Below are 11,665 nucleotides of genomic sequence, written 5' to 3' on the forward strand. Positions count from 1 at the left end.
ATTGTCTTAAAAATAAAATTAATAGCCATACTCTTCATCGGCCAAATCCAAATCATCCGGATTTCTAATCATATACCCGCATTCATGACATTTGTATGTGTTGTAATCGATCTCTTCAAGAGCTTCAGAACCACACCTTGGACATCTTGCCATTTTTATCACCCTCCTTTAATGAATGATTATCTTATATGCATTGCAGTTTATAAAGATTTCTAAAAAATTCTCTATAAAGATAAGATTTATTATTTAAAAATTTACATATATATTATTAAAGTTAATACTAAATAAAATAAAAATAATATTATTAAGGTGAAATAATGGAATATGAAATACGTGGAGGTTCATTCCCTATTGTAGTTTGCACATTGCAAGAAGGGGAGACCATAAAAAATGAAACCGGCGCAATGTCCTTTATGACTTCTGGAATGAAAATGGAAACCAATACTGGCGGAGGCCTTTTGAAAGGTCTTGGAAGGGCATTATCTGGAGATAGCTTATTCTTAAACTTCTTTACTGCTGAGGCAGATAATCAGCAAATAGGATTTTCAGCACGTACTCCTGGAAAGATCCTACCAATCAAGTTGGATGGGACCAACACATTCATCGGTCAGAAAAATGCATTCCTTGCTGCAGAAGACAGCGTTGAACTTGACATCTATTTCAAGAATAAGTTAGGAACTGGAATATTCGGTGGAGAAGGATTCATTCTCCAAAAATTCTCCGGTGAAGGAATGGCATTCATAGAAATCGATGGTGAAGTCATTGAGCATGAATTGGAAGCAGGTGAAACCTTGCTCTTGGACCCTGGACATCTCGCTGCAATGGAAGAATCCGTTGAATTCGAGATTGAAAGAGTCAAAGGGGCTAAGAACATATTGTTCGGTGAAGGACTGTTCTTTGCAAAAGTTACCGGACCTGGAAAAATATGGATTCAAACCATGCCAATCACCAAATTGGCTGAAGCAATGATTCCTTACTTGCCAACAAGCAGTGGCAGTGGATTTGACTTCTAAAGAAGTTTATTGATCAAATAAACTTTTTTTTACTTTTTTTATTTAATTTAAATTTAAAAAACTTTTATTAAAAATAGTCTCTTTTAACTTATTTTCTCTTTTTACTGGCTTATTTTCAATTGATAAAAACATAAACTCCAAGTAGAATTATAAGCAAAATCACATTCAAGACTGTGAATACTCCTAAATATCTGATTTTAAAGTCATGGAAATGCCTTACAAGTATCTTATATGAAATAAGATTTGCCATAGATGCTATAAGTGTACCTAATCCACCGATATTGATTCCAACAATAATTGCCTCATAATTTGTACTGAAACCACTCAATAGTATTGCAGCGGGAACATTTGAAATGACTTGAGATGCTAAAACCCCCCAAAGAACCTCATTGCCAACTATCCACTTCTTGAACATTATATTGAAAAATGGAATGTTCTCCAGATTTCCAATCAGTATGAAAAGTGCAATGAATGTCAAAAGCAAGAAGTAGTCAACACCACAGAATACTTTTTTAAGGAAATCATTCCTGTCAATCTCAATCTTGCTCAATTTAGGCAAACTTACCTCATCGCTTGGAATGAAGAATGAGACTATAATCAGAAACACTACAGAAACGATTATATAAGGCAATAGAAGCAAGAAGAATGATACAAATGGAATGTGTGATACAGTATACATAACAATATTGTGAGGAGCCCCAATAGGAAGAACCATACATCCCACGTTGGCTGCAATTGTCTGCAGGCTGACTGTCAATATAACTAAGTCTATCCTATCAAGCTTCATCAAAGCCAAAATGCTGAATGGCACAAAGATAATCAATGAAACATCATTAGTAATGAATATTGAACTGAAAAAACAACTAAAGACTAAAAACAAGACAAGAGCTCTGGTATTTCTTACCTTCACCAATAGCTTGCGAACCAATATCTCAAAGACAGACAGATTTTTCAGAATCTCTACAAAAACCATTATGACAAAAAGCAGAATTATTGTTTCCCAATTGATGTAATTGAAGTAATTTCCATTTGGAAAAACGAAAAAGCAGGAAACAATAGCTAAAATGAGAGATATTGAAAAGATTATTTCCTCTTTAAAAAAGTTTAAAATTCTATCTGTCAAGTTATTCATAATAATATTTTATTAAATGTGTTATAATAATTTATTTAAAAAAAGTAGAAAAAATAAAGTAAAAAATAAGTAAATTTCATAATGGTTATTACCAATAAACCAATATGAAATTATTTTTTTCTTTTCTTGGGAGCAGGAAGCTCATCATACATTGCCTCAAACAACTCTCCAAGGAACTCCCTATCATCAACATCATCGACTAGGAGCATTTCCTTTGCGCCTTCATAAGGAAATTCCATGTCTGCATCAGGCATCATGGCAATGGCAGATTTCACTGGTTTGACCAGAAAACGGTCATCGTAAATGCCTCCTACAATCTTTCCACGATAGTAGATGATGTATTCTCCCATCATTGCACGATAGGAGATATCATCAAGATCTGAAAGCTGCTCCAATATATATTCCAAATATTCCTTAGTTGAAGACATTTAAATCCTCTTAAAAACCATCCAATCTAAGTTGGCCTGTCTGTATTGAATTTGTCCTTAGACCTTACACCTACCAAGGAAGCGAATATTGCAAGGATACAAGCCACTGTACAGATACCGCAAATGATTTGGGATGATTGAACGACCATTCCCGCATATTTTGTAGCAAGAGGCAGGTTTCCCATAACCCATGCGAATACAAGGGTCAAAAGACCTAAACTCATGGTCTGACCGATTGTCCTCATGGTTGCCTGTGAAGCGGAAGCTGTTGGAGCGTCCTTTGGAGGAACGGAACTCATAATCGCATTCATGTTTGGTGAAGAGAAGAGTCCCATACCGATACCCTGCAGGATCATGGCTATCACTACAAGGTAAAGTGGAGTGTCTCCATTCAGGAATGTGAGAATCAAAAGAGCTACAGTTGCAATTCCCATACCAAGAGCCGCCAATTTCTGAGGATGTATCCTATCAGATAGTTTTCCAGAGTTTGGAGCCATGATTGCCATGATGATTGGTGTGATGATCAAGATCATACCAGCCATTTGGGCATTCCATCCCCTTACATATTGGAAGTGATAATTCAATATTGTTGTAACCACCATAACTGCAATATAACTGCATAATGCCGCAATGTTTGAGGAGGTGAACTTCTTGTTCTTGAATAGGTTCATGTTGAATACAGGAGATTTCTGCCTTAGCTCATAAGCTCCGAATATTACAAGAACGATAAGCCCTGCAACGGTCAATATGAGACCAGTGCTTGTTGTCAATGTTGTAAATCCATAGATGAAAGCCAAAATGCCCAGTCCATATAAGATTGATCCGATCTTGTCAATCCTATCGTTTTCATAGGTTTTCCATTCACCATCGATCTTCCAAACCATAAGACCTATACATAGAACCAGGAAAGGAATTACAAAGTAGAACATTGATCTCCAACCCAAGTTGTGTACCAGGAATCCGCAAATCACTGGAGACAATGAGGTCGCCAAGTAAACGCCTGTTACTGTAAATCCTAATGCCTTACCTCTGTTTTGAGGCTTGACCGCATGAACAACCATTGCCATTGCAGACACATTCAGGAATGCCACACCTGCACCTTGAAGTGCACGGAAGAATATGAATGATTCTGTTGAAAATGAAAGCACAGCACCTATTGAAGCGATCAGATAAACGATCACTCCTCCGAGCAAAGACTTCTTGACACCGAACTTACCTGATATCTGCCCTGCAGGAACTGTGAACAAAGCCACCACAAGGAAGAATATTGTAGGAACCCAGTTTTGAATGACATTGTTCATTGCAAACTCCTGTGCAATGGCTGGAACCCCTATAATAATACCATTTGATAAAAATACTGCGAAAAACGATGTAATGAACGACACCGCCACTACAATTGTTTCCAAATCAAATTTCATAACAATCCCTCTTTTAAAACAATTTTTCAATAAATAATTATTATAATTCTCTCCTTAAATAAATAAAAAAATAAAAAATGAAACAAAATGATTAATTTGCCTGTTTTGTATTGAACTCATCCTTGGATTTCACACCTACAAGTGAGGCGAATATTGCAATTATACAGATGATTGTACATATTATGCAGACTATCTGAGAGGCCTGAACAACCATTCCTGCATACTGGGAAGACAGTTTCAAGCTTCCCATGATCCATGCAAAGACAAGAGTCAATAGACCTAGGCTCATGGTCTGACCGATGGTCCTCATTGCAGACTGGGCTGCAGATGCATTCGGAGTCTCCTTTGGAGGAACGGAACTCATGATTGCATTTGTATTCGGACTTGTGAAGAGTCCCATACCTATACCCTGCAAGACCATTGCAACGACAATAAGCCAGATTGGAGTGTTTGCATCCAGGAATATCAAAATGAACAATGCCACAGTCGCAATGGACATTCCAATGGCCGCCAATTTCTGAGGATGTATCCTATCAGACAGCTTGCCTGAATTAGGAGCCATGAACGCCATGATGATAGGAGTTACTATCAGGATAAGGCCCGCCATTTGGGCATTCCATCCCCTTACATATTGGAAGTGATAGTTCAATATTGTAGTAAGTGATGCCACTGCAAGATAGCTGCATAATGCCGCAACATTGGAAGAGGCAAACTTCGCATTCTTGAATAATCTCATGTTGAATGCAGGGGTGTTCACTCTGGTTTCATAATATGCGAAGACAATGAGGAGAATAAAACCAATTGCCACACAGATCTTACCCATTGTTGTCATTAAGCTTGTAAATCCATAGATGAAGAGTAAGATTCCTATACCATAAATGAGATAGCCTAAGGAATCTATCTTATCGTTTTCATAGGTTTTCCATTCCCCTTCAATCTTTAGAATCATAAGTGCAATGCAGATGAAGAAGAACGGAAGGGTGAAGTAGAACATTGCTCTCCATCCGAAATTATATACTAAAAATCCACAAATCACTGGAGACAGGGACCCTGCCAAATAAACCCCTGTTACTGTCAATCCTAAAGCCTGACCTCTATTTTGAGGCCTGATGGCCTGTACAACCATAGCCATGGATGCAACATTTGAAAATGCTCCACCTATGCCTTGAATTACTCTAAAGAATAAAAATGATTCAGCGGAAAAGGCCAAACAGGCCCCTATTGAACCAAGTATGAAAATCAAAACGCCAATTATCAATGATTTCTTAACACCAAACTTACCTGACAACTGTCCTGCAGGAAGTGTGAATATGGCTACAACAAGCAGGGAAATGGTGATTATCCAATTCTGAACGACATTGTTCATTCCAAACTCGCTTGCAATTGATGGAACACCAATAACTATACCTGCAGCCAGAAACACTGCAAAAAATGATGTTAGAAATGATACCAGCACTACAGATGTTTCGCTGTCAAATTTCATATTATCACTCATTAAATAAAAATCAATTAAAATAAATCTTTAAATAGCTAATCATAAATCCTCAGTCAATCTCATACCATTGATAGCTATTTCCTTTAATCTTTCAATCAGTTCACTGTCCTCTTCTGTTATTCCCACTTCCTTTTCCCAATCCTTGGATATCTGTCGGACCTTAGGAACCAATTCGTCCCCTTTTGAAGTGGTCCTTAACATGTATTTCCTTCTGTTTTCCGGATTGACTTCCCTTTTGATATAACCGTCATCTTCCAGTTTCTTCAATGACTTGGCAATGTTTCCCTTGCTTTGACCGGACATTATAACCAAATCGTCCTGGGAGATGCATGGATTGTCATAGATCATCATAATATACCGTACTTCATGGCCCAAGTCAAACTCACTGATTTTTGACTTCAGGTACTTGAAATGATTTTTGGACAGATTATGAATCCATGCAATCAAGGGAGAGCTATCCATTATTCCCTGAAAGCTTTCACTTTCCATAATTACACCATAGCAAATTATTAAAAAATTTTCTAGATGATTAATTATAAGTAAGTAATCCTATTTAATTGTTTCTTTTGAAACAGTTATAAATGAAACTATTGAAACTGTAAAAAAATGAGAGGAAAACAATATTATAACAAGTTTAAAACAATTTTACAAAGTTAAAGCAATTTTAAAGTCTTAAAAACTGTTTAATTTATAAATAAGAAAAAATGAATTAATATTGAAGGTTTTTATTGCTTAAATAAAAATATCCCTAAAAAAATCGGAGGCATCATCTTGAAACGAGAGGAAAAAGATGTTCTCAGAATATTCCTTGAAGTAATCAAGATTGTTATCTTGATGCTAAAGGATTAATAATGTAATTTGCCTGTCAAATAAGAAAAAAATTGAAGTTTTTTATATTTTTCCTTTGGTAAGTTTTTTCCTTCATCTTTAAAAAAATTTAAATACAATTAAACCTATAATAGAAATAAGAGAATTTTGATTCTTTCGGTTTCAAAATTGTCTCATTTTTTTAGGGAAAATCACTGCTAAGAATTCCTTTGGAATTCTTAACTTTGGTTTTAATGCTTTTTTTAAAATAATTTTTACCAAATATCATTTATAGTAATTTTTTGGAGATAATATGAAATTAGTCATTCAAAGGGTAACAAATGCCAGTGTGGAAGTTGAAGGAGAAATCACAGGCCAGATTGAAGAGGGATTGATGGTTTTAGTCGGCTTTGGCCAGACAGACACAGAAAAGGAAGTTGAATACTTGGCAAGAAAGCTTACAAAGCTTAGAATCTTCCCTGATGAAGAGGGTAGAATGAACCTTTCAGTAAAGGACATTGGAGGGAAACTTCTTCTTGTTCCTCAATTCACATTATATGGAAAAACCAAAAAGAACAGACCATCATTCCATAAGGCATTGGCTGGCGAGGAAGCAACTAAATTATTTGACTATTTTGTGGAAAAATGCAGTGAGGATGTTCCTTGTGAAACCGGTGTCTTTGGCGCATCCATGAAAGTGAGCCTATTGAACAACGGTCCTGTGACAATACTGCTTGAAAAAGAGTTTGAAGAGTAGAATAACAATTTAAAAAAATAAAAATGATAATAAAATAAGGCCATTTTGGACCTTTAAATTATCTTATTGTATTTCAATAGTGTTTTCATCATCAATAATGATTTTGAAACTGATCCTTTCTTGATTTTTCCGTGAGGACTGATCACTTCACAGGTTACGGCAGGAATCTTCTTTAAATTAACCTCATCTTCCATAGCGCCAGGATACTCCACTCCTGCCTTTTTATATATTTTATATTTCACCTTTGCATTCTTGGCTATATATTTGGCAATTGTTGCACTTTTTTTAGTAGGCTTATAGCTTCCAAAAACCAAGTCTTTTCCAGGCTTTCCCCCAGGTCTTGTGGCATGGAAATCACCATAGGCATCGCATTTGAACTTTTTAATCAGTTGAACTGTCTTATAGGAAATGGTTCCCTTTTTATTTGCCTTCTTGTTTAAGTGAACTCCATTATAATCCCTTACATTAGCTGCAGTGCCCTTAGGATTCATGAATGGCATGACATAGACAGTACCATTTATAGGATGGCTTTGAAGATACTTTATAAGCTTCATGGCAGCAACTTGTGAAGGTATCTCATTTCCATGAACGCCAGCTGTAATGAAAACAACTTTTCCATTTCCTCCTTTGAACTTGATTACAGGAGTTCCTGATTTTGCCAATTTAATGATCTTTTTTACAAGGGTTGAATTTGGAACATTCGCCTTAATCCTTTTATTTTTCAATACATTGGCTCCGGATTTCCATTTGTAAAGAGTGATTTTATAATAGTTCTTTACAGTATAGATATTTTTGCTGGAAATTCCAGTGGCATTGTATTTGATTGTATATTTTCCGGCATTTAAATTAAGATAGATATAACTGATTCCACTTGCATTTGTATATCGATTATATGTCTTTCCAGCAACCTTAAAGGTTACTAATGTGTGATTGATAGCTTTTCCTTCCTTATTAAGCACCTTAACAGAGAATTTGGCCTTTTTTCCATAAGTTGAACTTATGTTCTTGGTGGATGTGAACTTGTAAGGAACTTTAGAAGAGTCAGCATCAGATCCATTATTTGTAGCATTGGAAGTGGCTGATTGTGTACTGTCATTGGAATCATCACCGGCAACCAAAGAGTTATCATCATTATTTTCATTGGCTGTATCAGAATTGTCCACTGACTGCTCTCCAGTTTGGACTTCAATATCTGTACTGGAATCATCAGCAACAATATCTTCAGCGCTAACTGAAGCCAACAATAAGAATAAGCTGATTGCCAATAATGCCAATATCAAAAATTTATTTCTCATAATAACAGTCCACAATAATCATTATTTCTTCTTTCAATTATCTAAAAAATCATTAGTCTTAATTTCAATTAAAATTATTTCTTAATCTTATCCATCAATCCAGACTTTCGTGCATAATGGAATAAATATAATTGAGCATATCCTGCATAATCACCAAAATGCTCTATTCCAAATTCCCTTGTCTTCTCTGCAGAAATCTCTCCATCAAAATACAAATGAGAAACAATCCTTTTAATCCAGACATCAGATGGAAATGCCTCTTCAAATCCGAATCCATACAATAGAATGCAGTCCGCTACCTTTGGGCCCACACCAGGCAATCCCAGAATCAAATCAAATGCTTCCTCATAACCCATTGAGAATATCTCATCGATATTGATATCATCAATCAGAATCTGGCTTGCCTTTTTCATATAAGGTGCCCTGTAGCCAACGCCACATGCCTTCAAGTTATGGGTATAGCAATCAATCTCATAGCAATGTCCGTCTTCATCTGCTTCCTCAATTGGGGTTTCATAAAAGTCCAAGAATTGTTTTGGGCTTGGAAATCCATAAAACATTCCATCATCAAACTCAACCTTTTCTCCCCAATTGGATTTTATCTTGTCAATTGATTTTGTCCATCTTAATATGGAATTGTTTGCAGAACAGATCGAAGAGATGATGCATTCAAATGGATCCTTTGCAATGAACAATCTCAATCCATTGCAAAAGTCTACAGAAGGAGCTAATTTTTCATCAGACAATAGAAAATCATAGAACTTTTCCAAGTCAAAGTCCAGATTATAGATTTTGGTCAATTCATTTTTTATTTCATTTTCGATAATATTGATTTCATGCTTGGAAAAATTGTCAATATTTAGTGAAAATTCCTTTTTTTCTACCTTTTTAGGTAGTTGATATAGACAAGTGAAACTATTTAAATCATTTTTATCTTGTGATAGCTTTAAAAGAACAGGAAGTTTATTTAAATTAATAGTTTCATCACTAAGTTCATTAATAATTGAAGGAGTATTCAAGTAAATCAATTCACTAAACTGATCATTATCTCCAACTGAATTATACCTCCATGGAGCCTGTGAAGTTTGACCTGATTCTTGGGTCAGCTTAAGATTGATTAGTGAATTGAATTTTAAATTTACCATGTCATCACAAAATAAAAACTAATATATGAAAAAATAAAATTTAATAAAAATCATTCTAAAAAGTTTCTCTTATTGGAACTCCTTTCTCTTTTAAGAATTTCTTAACAACTGGAACAGGATATTCATTGAAGTGGAAAATGCTTGCTGCAAGAGCTGCGCTAGCATCGGCTACTTCAAAGGCTTCAAGAATGTGCTGCGGATTTCCCACACCTCCAGATGCAATGACTGGAATGTCCACATTGTCGTTTATTGCCTTTGTAAGCACAAGGTCATAGCCGTCCTTTGTTCCATCTCCATCCATGGATGTTAGAAGAACCTCACCTGCACCTCTATCCTGACATTCCTGAGCCCAGGCAATTGCATCCATGCCTGTAAATTCCCTTCCTCCATAGATGCTGCAGTCAAACCACACTTCACCTTGGTCAGTATCCACAATGGTCTTTCCTTTGGCGGCTTCCCTGTCCTCTTCAACATATCTTCTTTTTGCATCGATTCCAATAACCACCGCTTGGGAACCTACAACCTTGGAGGCATCTGTGAGAAGCTGTGGATTGTGAATGGCTGCGGTATTTGTAGAGCATTTGTCCGCTCCTGCCTTAAGCATGCGAGTGTAATCCTCCACCTTTCTTATTCCACCCCCTACACATATCGGAATGAATACGTTTTCAGTCAGTCTTTCTATGACATCAACCATGGTTCCTCTGCGTTCATGGGAAGCGGTGATGTCCAGGATTACAATCTCATCCGCTCCGTCTTCATAATATTTGGTGGCAAGCTCGACCGGATTCCCGGCATAGCGGATTTGCTTGAATTCTACTCCCTTCACCACTCTTCCTTCTGGAACCTGCAAGTCACAATCTAAACAAGGAATAATTCTTTTGGTAAGCATGATAATCACATATGATAAAATAAGATTAATAAAAAACTCATTAATAACTTCAATAATATAATTAAATAATTTCAATTAATTCTATTTATATTCTATTTTATTAATATTTTTAACTAAAAACAAGACTAAATTTTTCATTTTAAAGACTGAAATTTGAAAAAAATAGAAAAATTAATTGAAATAAACTAAAATTTTAAAAAAGATAAGAAATAAATTATAGTTAGTATATTACTAATTTTGAAAAAATGTTTTTTTTTCTATTGGGCCTATAGTCTAGTCAGGATTATGACGTGGGACTTCGGATCCCAAGGTCGGGGGTTCAAATCCCCCTAGGTCCGTTTTTACGGCAATGAACTATTCAACTGATTTTAAAATCAATTTGCCATCACCGTAATATATAATATCCAATCCTTTTTCTTCACATGCTTCTAATATGTCTTCAAGCTTTTCATATCTTGCAAGCACGCTGGCATCATAAGTGGTCTTATCTATTTTGATTAATTGATAGTCTAATACTTCCATCATATCACCCCATAAATAATATTGTTTTTTAAAAGTTTTTCTACAATCACTGCTCTTCATTCAACAGCTTCTTTATCTCTCTCCAGTTGGGACAGAATCCATCCATAAGTACCTTGAATCTTGGGCCATGATTGAACTCAATCAAGTGGCACAATTCGTGAATCAGAACATATTCGGTGCAAACCGGTGGCTTTTTAGCCAATTTCAAGTTTAAGGTAACCCTTTTGTCCTTTCTGCAGTTTCCCCAATTCTTCATGTTTCTGATTTTTACTTCCTTAGGCTCCTTGCCTACAAAATAAGTGCACTTATCTAGGAAATACTTTAAATTCCTGTTCATCTCTTCCCTATAAAGCTCAAAGAGTATCTTTTCCCTTTGCTTTATAGTGGACCTCTTTGGAACAGGAAGATAGATTATATGCTCCTTGCTGTCATAAAATGCCTTTTTTGCATTTTCATTTCCAATCAGTTGAAGCGTGTATGGCTCTCCCCAGAGATAATGGGTTTCCCCATCCTTATATCTCACTTTAGGTTTAGGTGGATTTTCAAGCATTTTAGCTCTTGTGTCCCTTATCCAATCTGCCCTTGATAGGACAAATTCATTTATGGCATCATCTGATAGTCTCATTGGAGAAGAAACCTTGACTGTGCCATCAGGCTTGATGCGGAGGTATAGATTCTTTATATTCTTTCTCTCCAAGATTATAGGAATTCCTCCAATTTCAATTTCTTCTCTTACTACCATATTATCACTCACAAATGAGGAA

The 11,665-nt window shown here is 35.8% G+C and carries 13 protein-coding genes and 1 tRNA gene; 3 read left to right on the forward strand and 11 right to left on the reverse strand.

Annotation, left to right across the window (positions count from 1 at the left end):
* Nucleotides 1-18: 18 nt before the first annotated feature.
* Nucleotides 19-153 (reverse strand): hypothetical protein, encoded by a 135-nt coding sequence (locus tag IJE13_RS05250; RefSeq protein WP_292777941.1) that lies wholly within the window; start codon nt 151-153, stop codon nt 19-21.
* Nucleotides 154-317: 164 nt separating this feature from the next.
* Between IJE13_RS05250 and IJE13_RS05255 the strand changes: the two genes are divergently transcribed.
* On the forward strand, nt 318-1,013 hold the full coding sequence (locus IJE13_RS05255) for a TIGR00266 family protein (RefSeq protein WP_292777943.1): 696 nt from the start codon (nt 318-320) through the stop codon (nt 1,011-1,013).
* 115 nt (nt 1,014-1,128) lie between these two features.
* Here the strand turns inward: IJE13_RS05255 and IJE13_RS05260 are convergent, their stop codons facing one another.
* The 5 genes from IJE13_RS05260 to IJE13_RS05280 form a co-directional block, all read right to left on the reverse strand.
* Nucleotides 1,129-2,136: an SLC13 family permease gene (locus IJE13_RS05260; RefSeq protein WP_292777945.1), complete on the reverse strand. Its 1,008-nt coding sequence runs from the start codon at nt 2,134-2,136 to the stop codon at nt 1,129-1,131.
* A gap of 119 nt (nt 2,137-2,255) precedes the next feature.
* Nucleotides 2,256-2,573 (reverse strand): TfoX/Sxy family protein, encoded by a 318-nt coding sequence (locus tag IJE13_RS05265; RefSeq protein ID WP_292777947.1) that lies wholly within the window; start codon nt 2,571-2,573, stop codon nt 2,256-2,258.
* A gap of 26 nt (nt 2,574-2,599) precedes the next feature.
* A complete protein-coding gene (locus IJE13_RS05270) occupies nt 2,600-3,991 on the reverse strand; it encodes an MFS transporter (RefSeq protein WP_292777949.1) in 1,392 nt (463 codons plus the stop codon).
* 91 nt (nt 3,992-4,082) lie between these two features.
* Nucleotides 4,083-5,474 carry an MFS transporter gene (locus IJE13_RS05275; protein WP_292777951.1) on the reverse strand — a complete coding sequence of 464 codons (1,392 nt, stop codon included), beginning with the start codon at nt 5,472-5,474 and terminating at the stop codon, nt 4,083-4,085.
* Between the two features lie 51 nt (nt 5,475-5,525).
* Nucleotides 5,526-5,975: a MarR family transcriptional regulator gene (locus IJE13_RS05280; protein ID WP_292777954.1), complete on the reverse strand. Its 450-nt coding sequence runs from the start codon at nt 5,973-5,975 to the stop codon at nt 5,526-5,528.
* Between the two features lie 631 nt (nt 5,976-6,606).
* Between IJE13_RS05280 and dtd the strand changes: the two genes are divergently transcribed.
* The gene (dtd, locus tag IJE13_RS05285) at nt 6,607-7,050 is read left to right on the forward strand and encodes a D-aminoacyl-tRNA deacylase (protein WP_292777957.1); all 444 of its coding nucleotides are present in this window, start codon (nt 6,607-6,609) and stop codon (nt 7,048-7,050) included.
* Nucleotides 7,051-7,103: 53 nt separating this feature from the next.
* On the opposite strand, the gene IJE13_RS05290 is transcribed toward dtd, so the two are convergent.
* The 3 genes from IJE13_RS05290 to hisF all read right to left on the reverse strand — a co-directional run bounded on the left by IJE13_RS05290 (nt 7,104) and on the right by hisF (nt 10,379).
* Nucleotides 7,104-8,345 (reverse strand): succinylglutamate desuccinylase/aspartoacylase family protein, encoded by a 1,242-nt coding sequence (locus tag IJE13_RS05290; protein ID WP_292777959.1) that lies wholly within the window; start codon nt 8,343-8,345, stop codon nt 7,104-7,106.
* Nucleotides 8,346-8,419: 74 nt separating this feature from the next.
* A complete protein-coding gene (locus tag IJE13_RS05295) occupies nt 8,420-9,490 on the reverse strand; it encodes a DNA glycosylase (RefSeq protein ID WP_292777961.1) in 1,071 nt (356 codons plus the stop codon).
* A 55-nt stretch (nt 9,491-9,545) separates the two neighbouring features.
* Complete coding sequence (hisF, locus tag IJE13_RS05300; RefSeq protein ID WP_292777963.1) at nt 9,546-10,379, reverse strand: imidazole glycerol phosphate synthase subunit HisF; 834 nt, start codon at nt 10,377-10,379, stop codon at nt 9,546-9,548.
* Between the two features lie 262 nt (nt 10,380-10,641).
* On the opposite strand from hisF, the gene IJE13_RS05305 reads away from it, so the two are divergent.
* Nucleotides 10,642-10,717, forward strand: a tRNA-Arg gene (locus IJE13_RS05305).
* A 16-nt stretch (nt 10,718-10,733) separates the two neighbouring features.
* On the opposite strand, the gene IJE13_RS05310 is transcribed toward IJE13_RS05305, so the two are convergent.
* Together IJE13_RS05310 and IJE13_RS05315 are read right to left on the reverse strand one after the other, a co-directional pair.
* On the reverse strand, nt 10,734-10,901 hold the full coding sequence (locus IJE13_RS05310; protein WP_292777966.1) for a hypothetical protein: 168 nt from the start codon (nt 10,899-10,901) through the stop codon (nt 10,734-10,736).
* Nucleotides 10,902-10,947: 46 nt separating this feature from the next.
* Nucleotides 10,948-11,643, reverse strand: coding sequence for a SprT family zinc-dependent metalloprotease (locus tag IJE13_RS05315; RefSeq protein WP_292777968.1), 696 nt, complete (start codon nt 11,641-11,643; stop codon nt 10,948-10,950).
* Nucleotides 11,644-11,665: the final 22 nt, after the last annotated feature.

The sequence above is a fragment of the Methanobrevibacter sp. genome, from assembly GCF_017410345.1.
Classification (GTDB): Archaea; Methanobacteriota; Methanobacteria; order Methanobacteriales; family Methanobacteriaceae; genus Methanobrevibacter.